The organism is Mesorhizobium newzealandense (assembly GCF_042682145.1).
Classification (GTDB): domain Bacteria; phylum Pseudomonadota; class Alphaproteobacteria; order Rhizobiales; family Rhizobiaceae; genus Mesorhizobium; species Mesorhizobium newzealandense.
On the sequence record NZ_JBHUGZ010000002.1, the window covers coordinates 227,913 to 252,507 of the forward strand.

Consider the following 24,595-nt stretch of genomic DNA (forward strand, 5'->3'; position numbering starts at 1 on the left):
TCAGCGGCTCGAACCGGAAAGGGCATAAAGCGTGCGCTACGACATCGTCATCATCGGCGGGGCCATCGTCGGGTCCTCGATCGCCTATTATCTGCGCGAGGAAGGGTTTTCGGGCTCGATCGCGCTGATCGAGCGCGATCCGCAATTCGCGCACGCGGCAACGACACTGTCCTGCGCCTCCATCCGCCAGCAGTTCTCCATCCCCGAAAACATCCGCCTGTCGCAGTTCACGCTAAAACTGTTCCGGCGGTTGACGGAAGAGTTCGGTGCCGACGCCGATATCGGCTTTCGCGAGGGCGGCTATCTCATCCTCGCCGGCGAAAACGGCTTGCCGATCCTGAAAGCCAATCACGACGCGCAGATGGCCGAAGGCGCCGACATCGTGCTCGAGGATGCAGATGCGCTGGTGCGCCGCTTCCCCTGGCTGTCGGCCGAAGGCATCACCGCCGGTGCCTATGGCCGAACTGGCGAGGGCTGGTTCGACGCGCATGCGATGCTGATGCTGTTCCGCAAGGCACTGCGCAGCAAGAAGATCGATTTTATCACCGCCGATGTCACCGGCATCGAGCGGCAGGGCGACCGCGCCACCAGCGTCAGCCTCGACAATGGCGAGACGCTCGAAGCCGGTACCGTTATCAACGCCGCCGGGCCGAATGCCGGCAAGGTGGCGGCGATGGCCGGGCTGGTGCTGCCGGTCGAGCCGCGCAAGCGCAACGTCTTCGTCTTCGAGGCGCGCGAGAAATATGCCGACATGCCGCTGCTGGTCGACCCCTCGGGCATCTATGTGCGGCCGGAAGGCTCGGTCTACATCACCGGCGGCGCCGAGCCGGAAGAGGGCGACGGTCCCGCTGACCCCGCCGATTTCGAGCCCGACTGGCCGCTGTTCGAAGAGGTGATCTGGCCGGTGCTGGCGACCCGCATTCCGGCCTTCGAGGCGATCAAGCCGACGCGCGCCTGGGCCGGCCATTACGACTACAACACGCTCGACCAGAACGCGGTGATCGGCCCGCATCCGCACGTCGGCAATTTCCTGTTCGCCAACGGCTTTTCCGGCCACGGCCTGCAGCAGGCGCCGGCGGTCGGCAAGGCGCTGGCCGAGCTGATCGTGCATGGCGGCTACCGCACGGTGGATTGCTCGGCGTTCGGGTATGGCCGGGTGGCGGAAGGGCGGGCGTTCCGGGAATTGAATGTGATTTGACGCCGGCGCTGCGGCCGGACGCGACCTCTCTTTCCCTTCTCTCCTTGTGGGAGAAGGTGTCGCCAAAGGCGACGGATGAGGGGTGCTCCAGCTTGGCAACCGACGCGCCCCGTCCAACACCCCTCATCCGTCCCGGCGCTACGCGCCGATCCACCGCCCTGGGCGAGTCACGGGCCTCGCCCGCCCTTTGGGCCCCACAGGGGGAGAAGGGAAGACGCGCGTCTAAGCTGCCGCTCGTCTACCCGCCCCGAAATAAGCCTGCAGCCAGCGCAGCACCCGCGCCCAACCTTCGGCATGCTCGGCCGCCGCGTCGTCCAGCCCGGCAAAGCCGCCATGGCAGATGGTGAGACGCGTGCCGGTGGCGATCGGCTGCAGCAGCCAGGCGACCGTCGTTTGACGCCGGCCAAGCGTCGGATGGTCCCACGCATAGGCCCGTGTCTGCACGATCCGGCGCGGCGCTTCGATGTCGAGGAATTCGCCGCTGGCCGGCAAATCGTGGCCGTCAGCCGTTCTGACGATGACCGTCCAGCGGCCGCCGACGCGAAGATCGGCTGCCCAATCGACCATCCGGTAGGTGTCGGCGGACCCCCACCAGTGTTCGACCTCGTCCGTGACCAGGGCGTGGAAGACGCGCTCCGCAGCTGCGCCGATGTCGGCGCTTGCCATGATGGTCTCGCCATTGGTCATGCTGTGCACGACAGGGACATGCAGCATGGTTGCCTCCCAACAAGATTGTTTCGCTATCGAAACGACGCCTCAGCCCTTGGACGCCGGACGCGACAGGCCCTTGCCGGTCTCGAGCAGGCTCTTGAGGCTCGACAGGACCAGCGGCCAGCCCTTGCCGACATGCTCCAGTAGTTTGTGCGGACCATCCGCCTCGTGGGTGACGGCAAGCTTCATCATGTCGCCTTCCTGTTCGATGACGAAGGTGCAGGTGGTGTAGCCGTCGGCCTTAACCTCCGGCATGAATTCGTTGCGCCATTTGATGACGATGCGCCGGGGCGGATCGATCTCGAGGATCTCGCCGCTGTCGGTGACGCGGCCGTCGGGGTAGACCATCTTCCACGCCGAACCTTGCTTCCAGTCGCTCTGCATCTGGGCGCCGAGAAAATATTGCAGGTGGAATTCCGGCTCGGTCAGCGCTTCCCAGAGGTTTTCGGGCGTGGTGCGGATATAGGTCACGTAGACGAAGGCGTTGCTCATCAGTCTTCCCTTTCGAGGCGTTTCTTCAAATCGCCAAGCGCGTTCAGCCGCCCGCGCTCGAATTTGCCGATCCAGCGGTCGGCGATCTCGTTGATGGGAACGGGGTTGAGGTAATGTTCCTTCTCGCGCCCCTTGCGGACGGTGGTGACGAGGTTGGCCTCCTCCAGGATCGCCAAATGCTTGGTCACCGCCTGGCGCGTCATGTCCATCTCACCGCACAGCGCGTTCAGCGTCTGCCCGTTCCTGGCATGGAGGCTGTCCAGCAATTGCCGGCGTGTCGGGTCGGCCAGGGCGCGAAAGACGGCATCCATGCTCATGGCTTTAATATGCAACCATTTGGTTGCATGTCAAGGCACAGTTTCCACGCCGTTGACGGCTGGATGCGGGCACAGGGGAAAAAATATCAGTCCTTGCGGGAGAACCAGAAGGCGTCGGGCATGCGCTTCATGCCGATGCGCTCGTAAAAGCCGACGGCGTCGGGCATCGAGATCAGGCTGATGGCGACGGATGGCCCGAGCTGCCGCCGCGCCTCGTCCATCAGGCCCTTGCCGATGCCGAGCCCCTGCGCCGATTGGGAGACGGCGAGCTTCGAGATGTAGCAGACCCAGGAAAAATCGGTGAGGGCGCGAGCAACGCCGATCAGCGGCTTGCCCTCCACGTCGAGACGCGCGGTCAGCACCAAATCGGCGCCCGCAAGCATCGCCTGCAGGCGGGCGCCGTCATCGACGGGGCGTGTCTCGCCAAGGCCGGATTCCACCAGCACACGGCGGAATTCGGCGATGTCGAGCGCGGGTTCGCGTGCATAGAGGACGTGGGAGTTTTCTGCCATGACCGCCAGACTGCACCATCGACCAGCGAATCCGAAGCCGTTTCGCGCGGCTGGCCGTCTTGCACAAGCAACTGGCCACCGCACACAAACAGTTGCCTTTTATTTGCCCGCGGCTTTGTGTAAACCGTGCCTCAGCAAATTCCCCCGCAACGAAAACACGGGCAAAAGCCATGGAAAAATTCACCAAGCTTACCGGCGTCGCCGCTCCGATGCCGATCGTCAATGTCGACACCGACATGATCATCCCCAAGGATTATCTCAAGACGATCAAGCGCACCGGGCTTGGCACCGGCCTGTTCGCCGAAATGCGCTACAATGATGACGGTTCGGAAAATCCGGATTTCGTGCTCAACAAGTCGGCCTACCGCAAGGCGCAGATCCTGGTCGCCGGCGACAATTTCGGCTGCGGTTCGAGCCGCGAGCATGCGCCGTGGGCGCTGCTCGACTTCGGCATTCGCTGCGTCATCTCGACCTCGTTCGCCGACATCTTCTACAACAACTGCTTCAAGAACGGCGTGCTGCCGATCACCGTCAGCCCCGAGGATCTTGAGAAGCTGATGGACGACGCCTCGCGCGGCTCCAACGCCACCCTGTCGATCGACCTCGAGGCCAAGGAAATCCGCGGCCCCGATGGCGGTGTGGTTGCGTTCGATCTCGACGACTTCAAGCGGCACTGCATGCTCAACGGGCTCGACGATATCGGCCTGACCATGGAGAAGGCCGGCGCCATCGCATCGTTCGAGAAGCGCAACGCCGAGCAGCGCCCCTGGGCTTGAAAGCCTGACGGCAAACGCGGCGATCCTTCGCGCCCTCTGGCCTGCCGAACGCTCCTCGCTCGGAGAGCCAAGCAGTTGGCTTTCCGTCCGCTGCACGGACCACTCTTCACCTCGAGGGGAGTTTGGCTGCCGCATCAACTTTCGCCGATCTCCCCCGTCGATGACTGGGCTAGTCAGCCTCAACGATGCGGCAGGCGCGGAAACCAAAAACTCTTGCCATTTTTGCTGCCCGTAGCGCTTGGGTCAGCCGATCACTCAGGAAAAAAATTCGGATCAAGGGCGGGCTTACCCACAGATCAGGTCCTTCGAGGGCAGCCGGGCTGACCGCCACATCGCCGTCTTGAAGCCACGACGGCATCATCATGGTCTTGTCGCCAAACTCCTTGACCAGCGGAGAATGTTTGCGCAGGAACGTATCCTTCCGCTCGCCGATGTTGAGACAAAAGTATTCGCCTTCGACCGGCGTCTTGCGGTCATGCTGGAGAAGTTTGATCGGGTAGAGCGAGGAGTGGCCGAGATCGAATTGCCGTAGCACGTCGGCGCAGATCGCTGAAACCACCACCGCGCCCGCGGCAAGCACGAGATCCGCCTGCTTCTTCTCCTTCTTGTCCGGATATTCGGCAAATATCTGCTTCGGGAAATGCTCGGCCGACATTCGTTCGCCCGTTTCATTCAACTCGGCCATCTGGCCGAGGTCCATTCCCGTTGGCAGCGGATCAGCGGTGAATAACCTGATCCGCGATGAGTCCATGAAGGCGCGACTGGCCCAGACCCGAGCGCTTTGAGACTGCGTCATTGCAACAATAATCTCCTGGACTTCAGCTTCCGAGCCATTCCCATCAAGCTTACATCCGGAAAGGTATAAGATTTGACGTCGTATCTTCTCTTAAGCTTCGATTTTGTTGCCACTCTGGAAACCAGGCGTTGGAGCCGCGATCTCCTTCTCGGCCATTGAGAGATCGCTGCTATTCGAGCGCGGTGGTGCGGACAGGTGTTTCGTTTCCATGATGACCGGCTATGATCTCGGGAAACGGAGGATCATCATGACTCGCTCGCTTCTTGCCGGCGCCTGTGGGCTGGCGTTTCTTCTGCTGACGGCGGCTGTAGGCCAGGCCCAGACGCAGACGCCCGCGGCACAGCTGGCGCCGTCGGCCGAGAAGCCCGCCGCTGATCAGGGTACGGGCGCCGCCGATGCTTCCGACGATGACAAGCAGGCGCCTGTGCCGTTCGAGGGCGGCCAGCTGACCATCACCCAGCCGGAACAGGACGGTGAAAAAGTGCTTGCCTATGATGGCCAGCAGCTGGCCACCAATTACGACGTCTTCTTCGACAGAATAGTCGAGGTCGGCGGCGTCAAGGTGGCGCTGTTCGATGTCGGCGATGGCGGCAACCAATGCGGCCCGGCCACCGTGATCGTCTGGAAGCCGGAAGGCGGCACCATCCAGAGCACGACGGTCGAACAGGACGAGTGCGGCGCGCCGCCGTCGGCGGTGTCCGACAACGCCATCTATTTCGTGCCCTATCTGTTGCCGGGTGATGAGAAGCCGGCTTTGCAATGGTCGCCGACCGAGGGGCTGACGACTTCAGGCAATCTGTCCTACATGCCGGAACCCGGCACGGACTGGAAAGACATCGATCCGGAAAAGTACCAGAACATCATCGACGCCTTCCACAACGAGGCTGTCTACAAGGAAGCGCAAAAGCTGCTCGGCAAGGACATGCCCGACATGGCGACCAGCCTGCTGGTCGGCGGCGGCACGGAAAAGACCGCATCGGGCGCCTTCTACGCCAGCGGCTGCGTGCCGCATGACTGCGGCGGCAATGACGGCTTCATGGCGGTCGACCCAGCCAACCACAAGCTCTATTTCGCCCGCCGCGGCGACAAGCCCGAGCCCGACGCCTGGCCGGCGGTGGCGACGTGGCCGGCGGATGTGAAGGAGGCGCTGGACAAGGCGCTGGGGTCGGGAAATTAGCTGTTTCGCGGCGGCCATCACCACACCTTCGTCGTGCCGGTCGAACTGTTCCGTCGCAATCCTTCGCGCCGGCATCTAAGGTTTGCACCGCCAATCCATCCGCGTTGGCCCATGGCCGGATCAACGTCTTCCCTGCAAAATGGGCGCCACATCCTGCGAGGACACAATGCGAAAACTCATCTCCACCGGCTCGCCGTTCGAAAAGACCGCCGGCTATTCGCGTGCGGTGGTGCAGGGCGACTGGTGTTTCGTGTCCGGAACGACCGGCTATGACTATCCGACGATGACGATGCCGGAGACGGTCGAGGCGCAGACGCGCAATTGCCTGGCGACGATCGGCAAGGCGTTGCAGGATGGCGGCTTCGATATGGCCGACGTGGTGCGGGCGCATTACTACATCACCGATGCCGCTTTCGTGGACGTCGTCTTCCCGATCCTGGGCGAGACGTTCGGCGACGTCAGGCCGGCGGCGACGATGATCGTGTGCCAGCTCAACAAGCCGGAAATGAAGATCGAGATCGAAGTGACGGCGCTGCGCCGCACCGCATGAAGGGCGGCAGACGATGAAAGTCCGGCGTATCGTCGCCAACATCGAGACACCAGACATCGCGGCGGCGAAGTCCTTCTACCAGGACGTGCTCGGCCTCGACGTGCTCATGGACCATGGCTGGATCGCGACCTTCGGTTCGCAAGCAAAAATGGACGTCCAGATCAGCTTTGCCATCGAGGGCGGCTCCGGCTCGCCGGTGCCGGATCTGTCGATCGAGGTCGACGATGTCGATGCGGCGCTCGACGCCATGAAGGCGGCCGGCTTCGCGATCGAATACGGCCCGGCCGACGAGCCCTGGGGCGTGCGGCGCTTCTATGTCCGCGATCCGTTCGGCAGGCTGGTCAACATTCTCTCGCATCGGTGATTGCGGTTGTGACACGCAGGCTTGCGCGCCGGGCGCTTGGCGTTTAGCAAGGCCGCGGTTCAAATTCTTTCCGGGACGGTTCTCCATGGCAACGAAGCATCTTTTCCTGCTCGCCGGCGACGGCATCGGTCCAGAGGCGATGGCCGAGGTCAAGAAGCTGATATCAGCCATGAACGACAAGCTCGGCAGCGGCTTCGTAACCGAGGACGGCCTGGTCGGCGGCTGCGCCTATGACGCGCATGGCGCGGCGATCTCCGATGCCGACATGGCAAAGGCGATGGCGGCGGATGCGGTGCTGTTCGGCGCCGTCGGCGGGCCGAAATGGGATGCCGTGCCTTACGAGGTACGCCCGGAAGCCGGCCTGCTGCGCCTGCGCAAGGACATGGAGCTGTTCGCCAATCTGCGCCCCGCCATCTGCTATCCGGCACTCGCCGCGTCCTCCTCGCTCAAGCAGGAGGTGGTCGAGGGCCTCGACATCCTGATCGTGCGCGAATTGACCGGCGGCGTCTATTTCGGCGAGCCGAAGCAGATCATCGATCTCGGCAATGGCCAGAAGCGCGGCATCGACACCCAGGTCTACGATACGTTCGAGATCGAGCGCATTTCGGGCGTCGCCTTTGAACTGGCGCGCACTCGCAAGAACCACGTCACCTCGATGGAAAAGCGCAACGTCATGAAGTCGGGCGTGCTGTGGAACGAGGTCGTCACCCAGACCCACAAGGCGCGCTATTCAGACGTCAAGCTCGACCACATGCTGGCCGACGCCGGCGGCATGCAACTGGTGCGGTGGCCCAAGCAGTTCGACGTCATCGTCACCGACAATCTGTTCGGCGACATGCTGTCCGACATCGCCGCCATGCTGACCGGTTCGATCGGCATGCTGCCGTCGGCCTCGCTCGGGGCGCCGGATGTGAAGACCAAGAAGCGCAAGGCGCTGTACGAGCCGGTGCACGGCTCGGCGCCGGACATTGCCGGCAAGGGCATCGCCAACCCGATCGCCATGATCGCGTCGTTTGCCATGTGCCTGCGCTATTCCTTCGGCATGGTTGATGAAGCCGACCGTGTCGAGGCCGCGATCGCCGCGGTGCTCGACCAAGGCCTGCGGACAAAAGACATCCTGTCCGAGGGCATGACCGAGGTCGGCACCGTCGAGATGGGCGACGCAATCATCGCCAAGTTCCTCGGCTGATACCGTGGCGGTCGACGTCCGCTGGGCGACGACCGGGGACGCGACGGCGCTCGCCGATATGCTGTGCGAGATGGCTGTTCACTACCGGCAGCCGCCTCTTGCCGCCGACCGCGCCTTGTCCGCGGCGCGGAAATGGCTCGGCGAGGAAAGCCCGGCCTATCCGCATTTCGCGCTGGCCTTCGTCGAGGGTGAGGTCAGCGGCCTGGCATCGGTGGCGATCGCGCATCCTGGCATCGATCTCGAGCGGTTGCTGTTCCTCAAGGACCTGTTCGTGCGCGACGGTGCCCGCAACGCCGGCGTCGGCCGGGCGCTGATCGGCTTTCTCGCCGGCCACTGCATGCGCGAAGGCATCGGCCGCATCGACCTGACCACCGAGGACTGGAACGAGGGCGCGCTGCGTTTCTATGACCGGCTTGGCGCCGAGCGCCACGGCCAGAAGGTCTTTCTCAGGCTTTCGGGCGGGGCGCTGAGGGCGGTCAAACCCTGACGCCCGCCGGTACCGGTCCCCACTTGTTTTCGCGGGCCTGCGTCGGAATCAGCGCGCAGACCAGGATGATCAGGCTGCCGATGGTCGGGATGAGGATCACCAGGCAGAGCCAGCCCGTCACGCCAATATCGTGCAGCCGGCGCACGATCATGCCGAGGCTGGGCAGGAACGTCGCCAAAATGAAGGTGCCGCAAAGCCCAACCGTTACCGCTGCCGACACATCGCTGTCGAAATCGCCCATATCCATATCGGTGAACAGGCCGATGCCGCCAATGATCAGCAGGCAAACCGTCCAGAACAGGCAGTAGCCCCAATATTCCTTGCGCCGGGCGCGGCCGGCGAAGTTGAAGTAGTTCCGCGTCACGCCGCGCCAAAAATAGCCCCACAAATCGGTGGGTTCTGCAGGCTCGGAGGAACGGCCGAAATGCTGTGCCTGGGATGCGCCGGCGGCAGCCTTATTGCCGGCTTGAGGCGGTGCGGCGCTCGTGCTGGCGTCGACGGCCGGGGCTGCAGACTGGGCGGCGATCGAAAAGACGTCTCGCGCTTGCCCGCCGCCCGGCCGGAACTCGACGGCCGCGCCCTTGGGCATGGTGGTTTCCCGGCGCAGGCTCTCGCGGGTGAAGGTGTAACGGTTGCCGTCGGCTCCGGTGATGAAGCCGAAGCCCTGAACCTCGTCATAGTGAAGCACTTCGCCGCGCATTTGCCACCCCCCTCTCGCCACGTCCCGGCCAAGATGTGGCACAGGGCCGAGCCCATGGGCAAGGCCGTGGCTGCGGTCACTGCGGCGGATGAAGCTAGCTTCCGGGTCCTACGAGGGCCGCTTCTTCGCCTTCTTGTGCTTCGGCGCGCCGGTGTTTTCGAACTTCGGCTTGCCCGGCTTCTTGGCCCAGGGCTTTGCTTCGAAGGCGCCGGCGGGGCGCTGATCGGCCGATGCCGGTGCCGGCGCACGCTTCTCGAATTTGCGCTTCGGCGCGTTCGGGTCGAACGGCGCCTTGCCGCGATGCGGTTTTTTGTCAGGGCTTGGCGGCTGATAGCCGGCCCGCGACAGGTCGGGCGTGCCGTCGAGCCGCTTCACCACGATGTTGTTCTGCAATTTGCGGTCGGGACCGATCGCCGCCAGGAAGCGGTCGGCCCAGTCGGCCGCGATCTGCACGAAGGTCTCTTCTGGCTGCATCTTGATGGCGCCGATCTCGCGCTTGCTGATGCTGCCGGCGCGGCACAGCATCGGGATCAGCCAGCGCGGCTCGGCATTCTGCCGGCGTCCGATCGACAGCGAGAACCAGACGCTGGCGCCGAAATCCTCGCGGCGGCTGGGCGCTTCGTCCCGGCGCGCGAAGTTTTCGCCCGCCAGTTTTTCACGCGATGGCGTAAACGGCGCGATCTCCATGAGATCCTCAGGCGCAGAGCGGCTGGCGCGGCACTGGCGCACGAAAGCGGCGGCGACCTGTTCGGCGCCATGCCGGGCGAGAAGCGCGTCGATGAAACCGCGCTCGTCATCCTTCACTTGCTCGTCGAAAGCCGGATCGGCAAGGATGCGCTCGTCGTCGCGCCGGATAACGTCGTCGGCCGAAGGCGGGCTGGCCCATGTCGCCTTGAGCCCGGCGTTCTGCAGCAGCCGCTCGGTGCGCTTGCGGGCGCTGTTGGGCACGATCAGCGCACTGACGCCCTTGCGCCCGGCGCGTCCGGTTCGGCCGCTGCGGTGCAGCAGCGTCTCCGGGTTGGTCGGCAGGTCGGCGTGGATCACCAGCTCGAGATTGGGCAGGTCGATGCCGCGCGCCGCGACGTCGGTGGCGATGCAGACCTTGGCGCGGCCGTCGCGCATCGCCTGCAGCGCATGGCTGCGCTCGTTCTGGCTGAGCTCGCCCGACAGCGCCACGACGGAAAAGTTGCGGTTGTTGAAGCGCGCGGTCAGATGGTTGACGGCGGCTCGCGTGTTGCAGAACACCAGCGCGTTCTTCGCCTCATAAAAACGCAGCACGTTGATGATGGCGTTCTCGCGGTCGGCCTGGGCAACGCTCAGCGCCCGGTATTCGATGTCGAGATGCTGCTTTTCCTCGCCGGCGGCGGAAATGCGCACGGCATTGCGCTGGTAGCCCTGGGCGAGCGTTGCGATCGAGCGCGGCACGGTGGCCGAGAACATCAGCGTGCGGCGCTCGGCCGGGGCGGCGTCGAGGATGAATTCGAGGTCTTCGCGAAAGCCGAGATCGAGCATCTCGTCGGCCTCGTCGAGCACCACGGCCTTGAGTGCCGACATGTCGAGCGAGTGCCGCGTGATGTGGTCGCGCAGGCGGCCGGGCGTGCCGACGACGATATGGGCGCCACGCTCCAGCGCGCGCCGCTCGGTGCGCATGTCCATGCCACCGACGCAGGACGCCACCGTGGCGCCGGTCAGCTCGTAGAGCCATTCCAGCTCGCGCGTCACCTGCAAGGCCAGTTCGCGCGTCGGCGCCACCACCAGCGCCAGCGGCGCCGAAGCATGGGCAAAGCGCTCCGCGCCGCCCAGCAGGGTCGGCGCCAAGGCGAGGCCGAAGGCCACGGTCTTGCCGGAGCCGGTCTGTGCCGACACCAGCGCATCCGCCTCACCGAGCTCGGGGGCCAGAACCGCCTTCTGCACCGGCGTCAGTTCGGAATAGCCGCGTTTTTCCAGCGCCCTGGCAAGCGCTGGAACAATAGCTTCGAAGTTGGACATCTTACTCTTTCGGAATTCGGATTCTTGTATGCCCGGCAATGGGTCATCCGTCGGCGAGCGCCTCTTGACAGCGCCACGAGCCGAACGATCTTGCCGTTCGTACTTCGCGCAGCCGCTATTGTACAGGGCGCGCGGGAAAGCGGGCGGCCGGCAGTGATTGACTCTTGACGCAAACCGCGTAAAAGCCGGCACCGAACAGGACAGTTTTCGATGCGCGGCCTTTTGATGGCGGTTCTTGCATTCGATTTCCCTGGCCACAATGCAAATCATTGGGCCGGGCGCGTCGGCGCGTCTCCTCGTTCCAGCAAAACCATGTTCTTGGCCAAAACTGGCAAAACGACCACCAAAACGGTCTGATTCCCTTGGCCTAACCACCCTCTCCCGGGTCCGGCCCGGGGGTTGAAACCCGCATCGGCCGGCGGGTTTTCTCCAAAAACCGAGCGGAGAGGGACAGGAGATCTTTATGAGTTTCAAGGTTGCAGTCGTCGGCGCCACGGGCAATGTGGGCCGGGAAATGCTCAACATACTGGAAGAGCGCGGCTTTCCGGTGAGCGAAGTCGTGGCGCTGGCCTCGCGGCGCAGCCAAGGCACCGAAGTGTCGTTCGGCGACCGCACGCTGAAGGTCAGGACGCTCGACCAGTATGATTTTTCCGACACCGATATCTGCATCATGTCGGCCGGCGGCAATGTCTCGAAGGAATGGTCGCCGAAGATCGGCAAGCAGGGCTGCGTCGTCATCGATAATTCGTCGGCCTTCCGCTACGACCAGGACGTGCCGCTGATCGTGCCGGAAGTGAACCCGGACGCGATCTCGCTGTTCACGCGCAAGAACATCATCGCCAACCCGAACTGCTCGACGGCGCAGCTGGTGGTGGCGCTGAAGCCGCTGCATGATTTCGCCACCATCAAGCGCGTCGTCGTCGCCACCTACCAGTCGGTGTCGGGCGCCGGCAAGGAAGGCATGGACGAGCTGTTCACGCAGACGCGCGCCGTGTTCGTCGCCGACAGCGTCGACGTCAAGAAGTTCACCAAGCGCATCGCCTTCAACGTCATTCCGCATATCGACGTCTTCCTCGACGACGGCTTTACCAAGGAAGAGTGGAAGATGGTCGCCGAGACCAAGAAGATGCTCGACCCCAAGATCAAGCTGACGGCGACCTGCGTGCGCGTGCCGGTGTTCATCGGCCATTCGGAAGCGGTCAACATCGAGTTCGAAAAGCCGATCACCGCCGATGAGGCGCGCGATATCCTGCGCGAGGCGCCGGGCTGCCAGGTCTTGGACAAGCGCGAGGACGGCGGCTACATCACGCCGCTGGAATCGGCCGGCGAGGACGCCACCTTCATCTCGCGCATCCGCGAGGATTCGACCATCGACAACGGCCTGTCGATGTGGATCGTCTCCGACAATCTGCGCAAGGGCGCGGCACTCAACGCGGTGCAGATCGCCGAGCTGCTGGTCGAGCGCGGCCTGATCCAGCCGAAGAAGAAGGCGGCATAGTTTTCGCTCACGGGCCGTATCGCCGCTGCCGCGGCGGGCCCTCCGCGGGGGCGCCGGACGACCGGCGGCCCGCAGTCGCGGGTTCGGCCTTTGGCCGGTAGCTCTCTTCTCCCCGTTCACGGGGAGAAGGTCCCGGCAGGGGGATGAGGGGCGGCGCCGGCCTTTGTTGAGGAACGTTTGTGAGCGATAACCCCAGAGTCGTTCTGCGTCCGGCAATCGGCTCCGACGCAGGCGCCATCGCGAAGGTTATGCGGACGGCGCTTGGCTCGTTCGACTGGATGCCGGTCATCCACACGCCGGACGAGGACTTCGCCTTCATCCGCGACATCGTGCTGCCAGGGCAGCAGGTGACGGTCGCTGAGGCCGGCAAGGAGATTGTCGGCTTCATCGCCGTCAGCGGTGAATGGGTGGAGCAGATCTATCTCGCTCCGGACTGGACGGGGCAAGGCATCGGCAGCCGGTTGCTGATGGACACGACCGCGTCGTTGCCCGTTGTCAAACTCCATTGTTTTCTGTCCAACACCGGCGCCCGGCGCTTCTACGAGTGCCATGGGTTCCGCGCGGAGTCCTTCGGGGACGGCACCAACAACGAGGAAGGCCTGCCTGACATCCTCTATGTCCGCAGGCGCTGATTCAGCCGGCGCTGTCCTCGGCCAACTGGCGCAGCAAATCCAGCGCCTCCTCGGCCCGGTCGGCGGGGACGAACAGATGGTCGTGGTAGAAAGCCGAGACCGGATTGACGCCCATGCCGGCGGCGGCCAGCCGCGTGGTGATGGCGGCGAGGAAGCCGACCGCTTCCAGCGACGAATGGATGTTCAGCGTCACCATGCGGCAGCGGAAGGAAGCGGTCAGCCCCGCTTCCCTCGCCGCCTCCTCGGTCACGATCAGCGTCACGCCTTCGCGCTCGCGAAACACCATCACCGCTTCGAGGCCTTCCGGCTGGGGAAGGCCAGACGCCAGCGTGACGAAGACGTAGGTGCCGGCCAGCAATTCCGGCGTCATCGATGCCAGCAGGGTCTTCAGATCGGTCTCGCCGGTCATTGTATTCTCTCGCCCGATGCAGGAACGGGCCACAGCCCGCGTGCTCCTCAATATCCGCGACTGGCCGGTGCCGATAGCCCGCACGCTGCACGGACGACATGGCGATGTCGCTGACGGCTGAGCTTGCCGGCCTGTTGCCCCGCACAATAGACAAGCCCAGTGCCGGTCCGTGAAAGGCCTCCCCATGATCGTTCGTCCGCGCCCGACGTTCCTGCAGCTGTTCTTCGTCATGCGCGGCTCGGTGGTGCCACGCATCCTGCCGCAGATCCTGGGTTTTGCGCTTTATTCCGCAGTCATTCTTGCCGTGGCGCGCCAGTTCCATCTCGATTTCAGCGTCTTCAACATCACGCCGTTCGGGTTGGTCGGCGTGACATTGTCGATCTATCTGTCGTTCCGCAACAACGCCGCCTACGATCGCTGGTGGGAGGCGCGCAAGCTGTGGGGCACGCTGGTCTTCGAAATCCGCAATCTGGCGCGCGCCACCACCAGCCTCATCGCCGATCCGGCCGAACAGCGCGCGCTGCTGATGGAGGCGCTTGCCTTCTGTCACTTCCTGCGCGGCCAGTTGCGCAAGATCGACAGCATGAAGGACGCCCGCGCCTTCATTGCCGCCGAGGCCGACACGGCTGCAAACTTCGCCAACCCGGCGGACGAGATGGTCAGGCGCATGGGCCGGCGCGCCAACGCGCAGCGCCGGGCCGGCGAGGTCGATCCGATCGGCTTCCGCATTCTCGATGAAAGGCTGGCATCGCTCACCGCCATCCAGGCCGGCTGCGAGCGGATCGCCGGCACGCCCTTGCCGTTCGCCTATACGCTTTTGGTGCATCGCACGGCCTACATCGTCTGCCTGCTTCTGCCCATCGGCCTGATCTCGAGCACCGGCTGGGCGACGCCGCTGTTCACGGCGCTGATCGCCTACACCTTCTTCGGCCTCGATGCGCTGTCGGAAGAGCTGGAGGATCCGTTCGGCACCGAGGCCAACGACCTCGCCCTCGATGGTCTGTGCCGTGTCTGCGAGATCTCGGTGTTCGAGGCGCTGGGCGAGACGCCGCCGAAAATGCTGCCGGCCGAGAAGTTCTATTTTTCGTAGGTGCTCGACACGGCGTTCTGTCTGCCGCCGCGATGTGGAATCTCGAACGCTGGCGCGAAGTATCGCTACACGGCTCAATCTGCATCGCTGCCTTCTTTTGCCGTTACGGCGCCAAAAAATTCCCGACCCTGTAGGATTGCCACCCCATGCCGCGTCCTTGGTTCGACCCCGCAAAAAGGGCTCGAAACATCAGGAGGGAACACCATGAGCATCTCCGAAACCGCGCCCGTCTCATCAGGCGCCCTGTGGACCGGCCGCGCACTCAGCGGCGTCATCGTGCTGTTCATGATCTTCGACGGCGTCATCAAATTGCCGCCGCTCGAGATCGTCACCCAGACGATGGTGCCGCTTGGCTGGCCGGCCGACGCGAATGTCGCGCGCATGCTCGGCGTCATCGGGCTGATCTCGACCGCGCTCTACGCCTTGCCGCGCACCGCGGTGCTCGGCGCCATCCTGCTCACCGCCTATATGGGCGGCGCCATCGCCACCAATGTGCGTGTCGACAACCCGCTGTTCTCGCACACGCTGTTCGGCGTCTATCTCGGTGTCATCCTGTGGGGCGGCCTGTACCTGCGCGACCCCCGGGTGCGCGCGCTGATCCCGTTTTCTCGTTGAGATTTGTAAAGGAAAAGAAGATGTTCACCACCATTGCCATCGTCCTGCTGGTCCTGATTGCCACCGTGCTCATCTACGCCGCGACCCGGGCTGATGATTTCGTCGTCACCCGCTCGGCCAGCATCAAGGCGCCGCCGGAAGCGATCTTCCCGCTGATCAATGATTTCAGCCGCTGGCCGGCATGGTCGCCATACGAAAAGCTCGACCCTCAGATGAAGCGCACGCTCTCCGGCGCCGAAAGCGGCAAGGGCGCGGCCTATGCCTGGGAAGGCAATGCCAAGGCCGGCAAGGGACGCATGGAGATCGTCAATTCGGTGCCGTCCTCGCTGGTGTCGCTCAAGCTCGACTTCGAGAAGCCGTTCAGGGCCAACAACAGCGTCGACTTCACCCTGACGCCGTCCGGCGACAACACGGCCGTTAGCTGGGCGATGCGCGGCAGCCGGCCCTTCATCGCCAAGCTGATGGGCCTGTTCATGAACTTCGACACGCTGATCGGCAAGGATTTCGAGGCCGGCCTCGCCAATCTGAAGCGCCTCGGCGAAAAGTGACGCTGGTCGGGATCGATCGCCAATCGATGCAGATCAATCCCCAAGCCGGCAATCCTTCTCCCCTGCCGCTGGATCAAATCGCCGAGTCGCGAGTTAGAGATTCGTTGGCGGCGGAAACGTTCCCCGCAGGAGAAGGAATGACAATGAAGAAAACGATGCTTTTGATGGCCCTGCTGGTGCCGCTTGCCGCCTGCTCGCAAACCGAACGTGGGGCGGCGGTCGGCGGACTGGGCGGTGCGGCGATCGGTGCGGCGGTCGCCGGCGATCCGGTTGAGGGTGCTGTAATCGGCGGCGCTGCCGGGGCGATAGCCGGTGCGTTGATCGGCCGGGCGAGCGAGCGTGGCGAATGCCGCTACCGGGATCGCCGTGGCCGCGTCTACATCGACCGCTGCCCGCGCGGCTATTGATCGGGCCGCGTTTCGGCATGACGTCCAAATAGCAAAACGGCGGGCCTGGGCCCGCCGTTTTCCTGCGTTGAGGCAATATTTATTCGGCGGTGGCGGCTTCCGCCTCGGCCGGTGCAGCTGCGGCTGCCGCGACGGCGGCAGCGGCGTCTTCCTGTGCCTTCTTCAAAAGGGCAGCACGTTCCTGCGCCTTCTTGCCCGGCTCGGCCTTCTTCGGGTTGGAGCGGGCGTCGCGCTTGGCAATGCCGGCCTCGTCGAGGAAGCGCAGCACGCGGTCGGTCGGCTGGGCGCCGTGCGACAGCCAGTGCTTGACGCGGTCGGCGTCAACCTTGACGCGCTCGCCGTCCTTGGGCAGCAGCGGGTTCCACGAGCCGAGCGACTCGATGAAACGGCCATCGCGCGGCGAACGGGCGTCGGCGACGACGACGTGGTAGTAAGGACGCTTCTTCGAGCCCGCACGGGCCAGTCTGATCTTCAATGGCATTTCTTTTCTCCTAAAAACTCTGATTTCGTTAGTTGGTTGTGGCTGGTTTCTCAGCCGGCTTTCATCACGCCGTTGGAAGCGGCGATCTGTTCGTGGTGGCGGATCACTTCGCGGACGACGAAGTTGAGGAATTTTTCCGCGAAATCCGGGTCGAGATGCGCATCCTTCGCCAGCTGGCGAAGGCGGGCGATCTGCTGCTGCTCGCGCGCCGGGTCGGCCGGCGGCAACCCATGCGTCGCCTTCAGCACGCCAACCGCCTTGGTGCAGCGGAAGCGCTCGGCCAGCATGTGGATGAGTGCTGCGTCGATATTGTCGATCGAGGCGCGATAGTCGGCCAGGATGGTACGTGCGTCGGCCATGTCCTTTTCTTCGTTCATCGCGTCCTCACTTCTTCTTGCCAAGGCCGGGCAGACCGCCGCCACCCATGCCGGGAAGGCCCGGAAGCTTCATGCCGCCGGGCAGACCGGGCAGGCCACCACCGCTGGGAAGACCGCCGGGCAGGGCCTTCATGCCGCCGAGGCCGGCCGCCTGTGCCTGCTTCTGCAGGGCTTCGAGCTGCTTGGGATCCATCTTCGACAGGTCGGGCATGCCGCCGCCCATGCCGCCCATGCCCGGCATCATGCCGCCGAGGCCCATCTTGGAGGCAAGGCCGCCCATCATGCCGCGCATCAGGCCGCCGCCTTTGCCCTTGCCGCCCATCGCCTTCATCATGTCGGCCATGCCGCGATGCATCTTCAACAGCTTGTTGATTTCGGCCGCGTCGGTGCCGGAACCGGCGGCGATGCGCTTCTTGCGCGAGTGCTTGAGAATATCGGGATTGGCGCGCTCGGCCTTGGTCATCGACGAGATGATGGCGAGCTGGCGGCCGAACATCTTGTCGTCGAGACCGGCGGCGGCCATCTGGTCCTTCATCTTGCCCATGCCGGGCATCATGCCCATGATGCCGCCCATGCCGCCCATCTTCGACATCTGCTGGAGCTGGCCGGCAAGGTCGTTCAGGTCGAACTTGCCCGACTGCATCTTCCTGGCCATCGCCGCCGCCTGTTCGGCGTCGATGTTTTCGGCGGCCTTTTCGACGAGCGAGACGATGTCGCCCATGCCGAGGATGCGGTCGGCGATGCGCTTGGGGTGGAATTCCTCCAGCCCGTCCATTTTTTCGCCGGTGCCGATCAGCTTGATCGGCTTGCCGGTGACGGCGCGCATGGAGAGAGCGGCACCGCCGCGGCCGTCGCCGTCCATGCGGGTCAGCACAAGGCCGGTGATGCCGACGCGCTCGTCGAAGCTCTTGGCCAGGTTGACGGCGTCCTGGCCGGTCAGCGAGTCGGCGACCAGCAGGATTTCGTGCGGGCTCGACACCTTCTTGATGTCGGCCATCTCGACCATCAGCGGCTCGTCGATATGGGTGCGGCCGGCGGTGTCGAGGATGACGACGTCGTGGCCGCCGAGCTTGGCCGCCTGCACGGCGCGGCGGGCGATATCGACCGGCGACTGGCCGTCGATGATCGGCAGTGTCGCCACCTTGACCTGCTCACCGAGCTGGCGGAGCTGCTCCTGCGCGGCCGGGCGCCGCGTGTCGAGCGAAGCCATCAGAACCTTCTTGTTCTGACGCTCGGAAAGGCGCTTGGCGATCTTGGCCGAAGTGGTCGTCTTGCCGGAGCCCTGCAGGCCGACCATCATGATGACGACCGGCGCCGGTGCATTGAGGTCGACGGCGACGCCTTCGGCGCCGAGCATCTCGACCAGCTCGTCATGGACGATCTTGACGACCATCTGGCCGGGCTTGATCGACTTGACGACGGCAGCGCCGACGGCCTTCTCGCGCACCTTGTCGGTAAACGACCGCACCACTTCCAGCGCCACGTCGGCCTCGAGCAGCGCACGGCGCACCTCGCGAAGTGCTGCCGAGACATCCGCCTCCGACAGCGCGCCGCGACCGGTCAGGCCGTTCAGGATCGAACCAAGACGTTCCTGTAGCGATTCAAACATTCGTTTTCCTTTTCCCTGGCACCCGCATGGTGCCCGAGAGGTAATGCGTTCGCGCCAGGTGTCCAAGCAAAAGCCAAAACCAAAAAGCACCCGGGGGCGCTCAGCGCTGCCGGGTGTTGGCCTCCAGGATCGATTTACAGCACTCCACCTCAAAGAGGTTTCGGCGTCCTGGTCGGCTTGCTCGGAGGGATACTCGTCGCGGAATTCGGGGCGTGTAGACAGGAAATCGGCGGCAGAGTCAAGACAAGGCTTGGATGGTGCCCGTGCCAATCGTGTCGCGCCGAGCCAGAATCAGTTCGCGCTGCTCGCTTCCGAGCTGTTGGCCGCGACGTTCAGCGGTGAGAGCGGATGCAGCAGCAGCACAACCGTCAGCAGGCTGCAGGCGATGCCGATGAAGGCAATGAGAGCTGCATCCGACGTCGTCCAGCCCGGCCCTTCGAGAGGCTTGGCGCCGAACAAGGCGAAGGAATTGTAGCTCTGCTGATGCGAGATCAGCAGGAATCCGGTCAGATTGTTGCCGAGATGGGCGCCGAAGGCAGCTCCGAGATTGCCGGTGGCATAGACCACAAGCGTCAACAGCAGCGCGAAAGCGGCGATAGAGGCCAGCACGCAGGCGTTGATGGCCGGCGACCCGCTGTTGCTCCAGTGCAGCGAGGTGAACAGCAGGGCCGGCAGCAGCGCCCAGATGAACGGGCTCCTGAACCGGTTGGCCAAACCGCGCAGCAGATAGCCTCGGAACAGCACCTCCTCCGAAGACGTCTGCAGCAAGGTGAGGGCGACGATCGGGATCAGGAACTGCAGCCAGGACGACAGGCTGATCGGGCCACGGGCGATCTCGGGCTGCAGCACATACAGCAGGATCTCCGACACGAGCGAGGTGATCAGCACCGCGATCAGCCCCTTGAGGAAGCCCGACAGCGACACGCGACGGCTGACGCCGAAGAGCGCCGAGAGGGGCTCGCCATGCACCCAGCGCATGGCCATCCACAGGCCGATCCAGATGCCGGCAAAAGAGGTGAGCGCGGTGAGGATGCCGATGGGCGAGGCGAGGAAGCCCTGCATCGCTCCTTCGGGCGGGGGAACCGCGGATTCCTGCCAGGTGAGGAAAAGATAGGTGCCGCCGATCAGCACGGCCACGGTCGTTGCCGCCCAGAGCAGGATGACGATCGCCGATCCCAGGAACAGGCGCGGCAAGGTCGTCCTGGCGTTCGGCGAATGCCGGTAGCGTTCGAAGGCGGCAGGGTCGATCACGCGAATTCCTGGGCAAGTGCTTCGGGTCGCATGATCTAGGGGATCGCCGTCTTGCGCGCAATCGTGTCTGGTCGGAGAGCGTTGGCGCCCTACGAGTTGCAAAAACGGCGCAGGCGTGCCGGCCAGCGTCTTTCTCCCCGCTCTACGGGGAGAAATGCCCGGCAGGGCAATGAGGGGCGGCGCCGACTTCGACGATTTCGCACCGACCGATCCGGTGTGGCGACATGCGAGAAAGGCGACCGCCGCTGCGCTTGGCAGCGGTCAGCCCGTCAACGTCAGCGCACCACGTACATGATGCGTCGCGTCTGCGGATCGATCAGCGCCGGCTGACCGTTCACATAGACATAGCGGTAGTTGTAGTCCGGAATTTCGCGCAGCTCGACGGTGTCGGGCAAGGTCGCGCCGGTCACCACCTCGCCGTCGAGATAGACGGGGTCGAGGCGATGCGTGTCGACATAGGTTCTGACTTCGGTCGGCGGTGGCGGGAAGGCGTCGTTGAGCGGATCGCTGGCGATGATCGCTCCGGTGTAGTCGGTCGAGTAGTCGTCCGGCGGCGCGACGACCGCAATGCTGGAACCGTGCGGGCGCTGCGTCAGCACCACCCGGCTGCCGCCGAAATCAGCCGTCACATAGTCGGAATAGACCCAGCCCTGGCCGCCGGCTTCGGCGATGGTGCACCATTTGCTGTTTTCGATGCAGCCATTGAGCGTCGCCGACTGACCGGCGGCGAGCACGCCGATCACCGGATACTGCGGACCGGGACCGGCGCGCACGTTGAGATCGGTGACGGCGGATACGGCGGTGTCCCCCATCGCGGCGCCCGACATGATCGTCAGCATTCCGGCGACCGCGGGAAACAATACGGATTTCATGGTTTCTCTCCGTTTTCATGATCCCTCGCCACGCAAACGGAGCAGCGGCGCATGCGTTCCCGCTAAAATGCCCGCGCCAACTCACGATTTGTTCCGGCTTCTTGCGGCAAACCGGTCAGAAGGTCGTGAACGAAGGCCAATTTCCGCGCCGTGACGTCGGAAATGACGAAGGGGTAGAGGTCGGGCAGGCCCATGCAGCGGTTGATCGAATTGGAGGCTTCCGACAGCACCAGCCAGCGGGCGAGGATCTTTTCGAAAGGCTCGGGTGCTGCGGGAGGTTCCGAAGGCGCGGCCTGCAGTCCACCGCCGGTGTCGCCTTGCGGCAAGTCGTTGGCCTCCACGGTCTCCAGCCGGCCGAGCGGAAAGTTCAGCGCATGGACCATCTCCAGCGTGTCGGTGATGTGCAAATGGTGGGCCCAGGTTTCCGCCCAGTCCTCCCACGGATGCGAGGTCGCATAGGCCGAGATGTGGCTTTGCTGCCAGTCGGGTGGCGCGCCATTGGCGTAATAGGTCTTCAGCGCCTGTTCGTAGTCGGCGTGATCGTCGCCGAACAAGGCGCGAAAAGCCTCCAGCCTTTGCGGATCGTCGCGGATCAGGCGATCCCAGTAATAATGGCCGAGTTCGTGGCGAAAATGGCCGAGCAAGGTGCGATAGTTCTCGCCCATTTCGACGCGCCGTTTTTCGCGCTCGGCGGAATCGGCCTCGGCGACGTTGAGCGTGATCAGGCCATTGTCGTGGCCGGTCAGGATGCGCTCGCCGCCTGGGCCGCCGCCGATCGGATCGGCCAGGAAGTCGAAGGCAAGGCCGACCTCGTCGGCAGGGTTCTGCTTGGGCGCGACCGGCAGCCCTGAAGCGAGCAGCGAATAGATGGCGCGCTTCTTCGCCGCCTCGACCCGGATCCAGCGGCGGCGGTTGCCGTCGACGGAGAGATCCGGGATCAGCTGGTTCAGCACGCAAGCGCGGCAAAAAGCCTGTCCCGGCTCGGCCATCCAGTTGCAGGCGCATTCGTCGGCGTTGGTGCACTGGAAGATGCCGTCGAGACCCGACAAGGCAAAACGCGCATGTTCGGGATCGTAGAGCACGAGGCTCGAGCAGTTCAGGCACTGGGCGTTCTCGAAATAGAGACGGTGGCCGCAATGCGGGCAGTCGAAGAGTTTCATGTCGGCCTCGAACCTTCAGAGCCAGCATATAGGTGCGCGGCGGCAGGTGCCCAACGGCCAACCGCCGGCCGGCGTTCCGCGTTCGATCGAGGCTATTTTGCCGCAAGCTGCGCGGCGACCTGTCTGGCCACCGCTTCGCCTGACAGCCGTGCGCCGCCGCAGGTCTGGATCAGCGGACCGGCGAGGTGCTCGCCGGCAAAGAAGATCTTGTCGGCTACCGGCTGCATCAGCGCGGCGCGCGCAGCCGAACGGCCCGGGCGGGCCGCCGCATAGGCGCCGCGCACGAAGCGCTCGCCGCCCCAATTGGTCATCATGGCGCGCGCCACGTGCTTTCGTGTGTCGCCGCCGAAAATGCCGCACAGTCGGTCGACGACGAAATCGATGCCCGCCGCCTCGCCCGCCGCCGACATTTCCCAAGCGAAGTCGCCGCCGACGAAGCCGACCATCAGGTCGAGATCGAAGGGAAAGCACAGGAAATAGATGTCGTGCCTGGCCATCCGTTCGATCAGAAGGTCGTCGAAGGGCTGCAGCCCAAGCCGCGTGCCCCGGATCTCGACCGGCAATTTGGTCAGCATGCCCATCGGCAGGTCGAAGAAGGCTCCAAAATGCGCGTCGGGAAGTGTCGGCGAGAATTCGATCTCCTCGAAGGCGAGCACCGCCGGCGAGGCTGTGACGATGACCGCCTTGGCGCGAACGGTGCCGCGATCGGTGACGCAGGCGACACCGGGCACGTCCCAGAGGATCTTGCGCACCGGCGTCGACAATTCGACCGGCAGGTCGGCGCCGAAACGGGCGACCAGCGCGCCAAAGCCCTCCTTGCTGAAGTAGTTGGGGTCGAGATCGGCGGCGGCCTGGAAGTCGCGGATCGAGATCTCGTCCTCGTCGGCGCCGAAATCCATCGGCCCGGCGAAGGTCGCCGCGGCGCGCGGGGCGTGGCCCCTGGCGAGCAGCGCCGAAAGCCGGTCGTCGTCGCCCTCCCTCACTTCATGCCTGGCCAGCAGTTCGAACAGCCGCGCGTCGGCCGCCTTCATCTCGGCTTCCTCGTCCTCGCTTGCCTTGCGGCTGCGATAGTAGAGATGGTCGACATTCATGTCGTGATGATGCAGCGTCCAGCCGGCAGCCTGGGCTTCGGGAAAATACGGGTTGCGGTCGGCGGCATGCAGCCAGGCGCAGCCGATATCGAAGGGCACGCCGAAATGCTGGTCGCTGGTCCATGCGCGTCCGCCGATGCGGCCCATCGCTTCGAGCAGCTTGAAGGAGAGGCCGGCTGCCTGCAGGGTCCTGGCCGCAGCCAGACCCGCCGAACCGGCGCCGATGATCACAACATCAACGTCTTCCATGGCTATTTCGACCCCGCCACAATATTCACTTGATCGTAGGCAAATTCCCCGGCATTCGCCAGCACTGCAGCAGAGACAGTGACAAGTGCGGGTTTCGCTGGCAAATTCGCAACCGGGACGTGATTCAGGCAATCAGGAGAGAAAAGCATGGCATTACTTGCCAAGGGAAAGATTTTTGTGGCTTCGGTGGTGGCGGTGCTTGCGCTGGCGACGGGCGCGCAGGCGGCGGCCAGCTGTGGCAAGACTGGCGCCGGCTTCGAAGCCTGGAAGCCGGAGTTCGCAGCGGAGGCCAAGTCCGAAGGTGTCGGTCCGAAAGGTCTGGCCGCGCTGGCTGGCGCAACCTACGCAACAAAGACGATTAGCGTCGACCGCGGCATTCACAAGGCGTTCAGCGGCTCGGTGGAAGATTTCATGAAGCGCCGTGGCGGCGCCACGATCATTTCCAAGGGCCGTTCGCTGAAGAAGTCGAACGCGGCGCTGTTCAGCAAAATCGAAAGCAACTACGGCGTGTCGCCAGGCGTGTTGCTCGCCATCTGGGGAATGGAGACCGGCTTCGGTTCGGCAATGGGCAACCAGAATACGGTTTCCGCCATTTTGACGCTTGCCTATGATTGCCGCCGCCCGGAGTTCTTTTACCCGCATGCCATTGCAGCCCTGAAGCTGGTCGATCGTGGAGCGTTGACCGCCTCGTCGGTCGGCGCCGCGCATGGCGAGATCGGCCACACGCAGTTCCTGCCCGGAAATGTCTTGAAGTATGGCGTCGGCAGCGGAAACCTGCGCGATAAGGCCACCGCGTTGGCTTCCACCGCCAACTTCCTCAAGGGTCATGGCTGGCGGGCCGGCGCGAGTGCGCAGTCGAATCTCGACGCCATTGCCGGCTGGAATTCCGCCAACGTCTATCAGCAGGCCATCGCCCGCATCGCCACGGCGATCGACGGCGACTGATAGAAATCTCTATCTCTTTGTTTTGGCGACAGAAAGCCCGGCCATGCGCCGGGCTTTTTTGTTGATGCGTATGGCAAATGCCATGCCGGCTGAGCGCCTGTCA

The 24,595-nt window shown here is 64.2% G+C and carries 29 protein-coding genes; 14 read left to right on the top strand and 15 right to left on the bottom strand.

Annotation, left to right across the window (positions count from 1 at the left end):
- The first annotated feature begins 31 nt into the window (after positions 1–31).
- Complete coding sequence (locus ACFSOZ_RS05245; RefSeq protein WP_379094399.1) at positions 32–1,198, top strand: NAD(P)/FAD-dependent oxidoreductase; 1,167 nt, start codon at positions 32–34, stop codon at positions 1,196–1,198.
- 222 nt (positions 1,199–1,420) lie between these two features.
- Here ACFSOZ_RS05245 and ACFSOZ_RS05250 read toward each other — a convergent pair whose 3' ends face one another.
- The 4 genes from ACFSOZ_RS05250 to ACFSOZ_RS05265 all read right to left on the bottom strand — a co-directional run bounded on the left by ACFSOZ_RS05250 (position 1,421) and on the right by ACFSOZ_RS05265 (position 3,230).
- A complete protein-coding gene (locus tag ACFSOZ_RS05250) occupies positions 1,421–1,912 on the bottom strand; it encodes an SRPBCC family protein (protein ID WP_379094401.1) in 492 nt (163 codons plus the stop codon).
- 42 nt (positions 1,913–1,954) lie between these two features.
- The gene (locus tag ACFSOZ_RS05255; RefSeq protein ID WP_379094403.1) at positions 1,955–2,401 is read right to left on the bottom strand and encodes an SRPBCC family protein; all 447 of its coding nucleotides are present in this window, start codon (positions 2,399–2,401) and stop codon (positions 1,955–1,957) included.
- Positions 2,401–2,712, bottom strand: coding sequence for an ArsR/SmtB family transcription factor (locus ACFSOZ_RS05260; protein WP_379094969.1), 312 nt, complete (start codon positions 2,710–2,712; stop codon positions 2,401–2,403). The genes ACFSOZ_RS05255 and ACFSOZ_RS05260 overlap by 1 nt, the downstream gene beginning before the upstream one ends.
- Before the next feature lie 92 nt (positions 2,713–2,804).
- Positions 2,805–3,230, bottom strand: coding sequence for a GNAT family N-acetyltransferase (locus ACFSOZ_RS05265; RefSeq protein ID WP_379094405.1), 426 nt, complete (start codon positions 3,228–3,230; stop codon positions 2,805–2,807).
- Positions 3,231–3,400: 170 nt separating this feature from the next.
- Between ACFSOZ_RS05265 and leuD the strand changes: the two genes are divergently transcribed.
- Positions 3,401–4,006: a 3-isopropylmalate dehydratase small subunit gene (gene leuD, locus ACFSOZ_RS05270; protein WP_379094407.1), complete on the top strand. Its 606-nt coding sequence runs from the start codon at positions 3,401–3,403 to the stop codon at positions 4,004–4,006.
- A gap of 169 nt (positions 4,007–4,175) precedes the next feature.
- Here the strand turns inward: leuD and ACFSOZ_RS05275 are convergent, their stop codons facing one another.
- Positions 4,176–4,802 carry an imm11 family protein gene (locus tag ACFSOZ_RS05275; RefSeq protein ID WP_379094410.1) on the bottom strand — a complete coding sequence of 209 codons (627 nt, stop codon included), beginning with the start codon at positions 4,800–4,802 and terminating at the stop codon, positions 4,176–4,178.
- Positions 4,803–5,049: 247 nt separating this feature from the next.
- Between ACFSOZ_RS05275 and ACFSOZ_RS05280 the strand changes: the two genes are divergently transcribed.
- From ACFSOZ_RS05280 to ACFSOZ_RS05300, 5 genes are all read left to right on the top strand, one after another.
- Positions 5,050–5,979: a hypothetical protein gene (locus ACFSOZ_RS05280; RefSeq protein ID WP_379094412.1), complete on the top strand. Its 930-nt coding sequence runs from the start codon at positions 5,050–5,052 to the stop codon at positions 5,977–5,979.
- A 166-nt stretch (positions 5,980–6,145) separates the two neighbouring features.
- On the top strand, positions 6,146–6,529 hold the full coding sequence (locus ACFSOZ_RS05285) for a RidA family protein (protein WP_379094414.1): 384 nt from the start codon (positions 6,146–6,148) through the stop codon (positions 6,527–6,529).
- Positions 6,530–6,542: 13 nt separating this feature from the next.
- Positions 6,543–6,893 carry a VOC family protein gene (locus ACFSOZ_RS05290; protein ID WP_379094416.1) on the top strand — a complete coding sequence of 117 codons (351 nt, stop codon included), beginning with the start codon at positions 6,543–6,545 and terminating at the stop codon, positions 6,891–6,893.
- A gap of 85 nt (positions 6,894–6,978) precedes the next feature.
- A complete protein-coding gene (gene leuB, locus ACFSOZ_RS05295; protein ID WP_379094418.1) occupies positions 6,979–8,082 on the top strand; it encodes a 3-isopropylmalate dehydrogenase in 1,104 nt (367 codons plus the stop codon).
- A 4-nt stretch (positions 8,083–8,086) separates the two neighbouring features.
- Positions 8,087–8,569 (top strand): GNAT family N-acetyltransferase, encoded by a 483-nt coding sequence (locus ACFSOZ_RS05300; RefSeq protein ID WP_379094420.1) that lies wholly within the window; start codon positions 8,087–8,089, stop codon positions 8,567–8,569.
- Here ACFSOZ_RS05300 and ACFSOZ_RS05305 read toward each other — a convergent pair.
- Together ACFSOZ_RS05305 and ACFSOZ_RS05310 are read right to left on the bottom strand one after the other, a co-directional pair.
- Positions 8,559–9,269 (bottom strand): DUF805 domain-containing protein, encoded by a 711-nt coding sequence (locus ACFSOZ_RS05305; protein WP_379094422.1) that lies wholly within the window; start codon positions 9,267–9,269, stop codon positions 8,559–8,561. The genes ACFSOZ_RS05300 and ACFSOZ_RS05305 overlap by 11 nt on opposite strands.
- Before the next feature lie 108 nt (positions 9,270–9,377).
- The gene (locus tag ACFSOZ_RS05310) at positions 9,378–11,258 is read right to left on the bottom strand and encodes a DEAD/DEAH box helicase (protein WP_379094424.1); all 1,881 of its coding nucleotides are present in this window, start codon (positions 11,256–11,258) and stop codon (positions 9,378–9,380) included.
- Positions 11,259–11,721: 463 nt separating this feature from the next.
- On the opposite strand from ACFSOZ_RS05310, the gene ACFSOZ_RS05315 reads away from it, so the two are divergent.
- Positions 11,722–12,756, top strand: coding sequence for an aspartate-semialdehyde dehydrogenase (locus tag ACFSOZ_RS05315; RefSeq protein ID WP_379094426.1), 1,035 nt, complete (start codon positions 11,722–11,724; stop codon positions 12,754–12,756).
- 179 nt (positions 12,757–12,935) lie between these two features.
- Positions 12,936–13,388, top strand: coding sequence for a GNAT family N-acetyltransferase (locus ACFSOZ_RS05320; protein WP_379094428.1), 453 nt, complete (start codon positions 12,936–12,938; stop codon positions 13,386–13,388).
- A gap of 1 nt (position 13,389) precedes the next feature.
- On the opposite strand, the gene ACFSOZ_RS05325 is transcribed toward ACFSOZ_RS05320, so the two are convergent.
- Positions 13,390–13,797: an ACT domain-containing protein gene (locus tag ACFSOZ_RS05325; protein ID WP_379094431.1), complete on the bottom strand. Its 408-nt coding sequence runs from the start codon at positions 13,795–13,797 to the stop codon at positions 13,390–13,392.
- 184 nt (positions 13,798–13,981) lie between these two features.
- Between ACFSOZ_RS05325 and ACFSOZ_RS05330 the strand changes: the two genes are divergently transcribed.
- The 4 genes from ACFSOZ_RS05330 (at position 13,982) to ACFSOZ_RS05345 (ending at position 16,457) form a co-directional block, all read left to right on the top strand.
- On the top strand, positions 13,982–14,887 hold the full coding sequence (locus tag ACFSOZ_RS05330) for a bestrophin family protein (RefSeq protein WP_379094433.1): 906 nt from the start codon (positions 13,982–13,984) through the stop codon (positions 14,885–14,887).
- A gap of 204 nt (positions 14,888–15,091) precedes the next feature.
- Entirely contained in the window at positions 15,092–15,502 is a 411-nt protein-coding gene (locus tag ACFSOZ_RS05335) for a DoxX family protein (protein ID WP_379094435.1), read from the top strand.
- Between the two features lie 20 nt (positions 15,503–15,522).
- Positions 15,523–16,050, top strand: coding sequence for an SRPBCC family protein (locus ACFSOZ_RS05340; RefSeq protein WP_379094437.1), 528 nt, complete (start codon positions 15,523–15,525; stop codon positions 16,048–16,050).
- A 143-nt stretch (positions 16,051–16,193) separates the two neighbouring features.
- Positions 16,194–16,457, top strand: coding sequence for a YMGG-like glycine zipper-containing protein (locus ACFSOZ_RS05345; protein WP_379094972.1), 264 nt, complete (start codon positions 16,194–16,196; stop codon positions 16,455–16,457).
- Between the two features lie 79 nt (positions 16,458–16,536).
- Here the strand turns inward: ACFSOZ_RS05345 and rpsP are convergent, their stop codons facing one another.
- From rpsP to ACFSOZ_RS05380, 7 genes are all read right to left on the bottom strand, one after another.
- Entirely contained in the window at positions 16,537–16,938 is a 402-nt protein-coding gene (gene rpsP / locus ACFSOZ_RS05350) for a 30S ribosomal protein S16 (protein WP_184872646.1), read from the bottom strand.
- Positions 16,939–16,988: 50 nt separating this feature from the next.
- Positions 16,989–17,315, bottom strand: coding sequence for a chorismate mutase (locus ACFSOZ_RS05355; protein WP_111544094.1), 327 nt, complete (start codon positions 17,313–17,315; stop codon positions 16,989–16,991).
- A gap of 7 nt (positions 17,316–17,322) precedes the next feature.
- A complete protein-coding gene (gene ffh / locus ACFSOZ_RS05360; RefSeq protein WP_379094439.1) occupies positions 17,323–18,924 on the bottom strand; it encodes a signal recognition particle protein in 1,602 nt (533 codons plus the stop codon).
- A 291-nt stretch (positions 18,925–19,215) separates the two neighbouring features.
- A complete protein-coding gene (locus ACFSOZ_RS05365; protein WP_379094441.1) occupies positions 19,216–20,175 on the bottom strand; it encodes a CPBP family intramembrane glutamic endopeptidase in 960 nt (319 codons plus the stop codon).
- 275 nt (positions 20,176–20,450) lie between these two features.
- Entirely contained in the window at positions 20,451–21,047 is a 597-nt protein-coding gene (locus ACFSOZ_RS05370) for a DUF1236 domain-containing protein (RefSeq protein ID WP_379094443.1), read from the bottom strand.
- A gap of 62 nt (positions 21,048–21,109) precedes the next feature.
- Positions 21,110–22,207 (bottom strand): zinc-binding metallopeptidase family protein, encoded by a 1,098-nt coding sequence (locus ACFSOZ_RS05375; protein ID WP_379094445.1) that lies wholly within the window; start codon positions 22,205–22,207, stop codon positions 21,110–21,112.
- A 92-nt stretch (positions 22,208–22,299) separates the two neighbouring features.
- On the bottom strand, positions 22,300–23,547 hold the full coding sequence (locus ACFSOZ_RS05380; protein WP_379094447.1) for a flavin monoamine oxidase family protein: 1,248 nt from the start codon (positions 23,545–23,547) through the stop codon (positions 22,300–22,302).
- Positions 23,548–23,694: 147 nt separating this feature from the next.
- Between ACFSOZ_RS05380 and ACFSOZ_RS05385 the strand changes: the two genes are divergently transcribed.
- On the top strand, positions 23,695–24,492 hold the full coding sequence (locus ACFSOZ_RS05385) for a lytic murein transglycosylase (RefSeq protein ID WP_379094449.1): 798 nt from the start codon (positions 23,695–23,697) through the stop codon (positions 24,490–24,492).
- Positions 24,493–24,595: the final 103 nt, after the last annotated feature.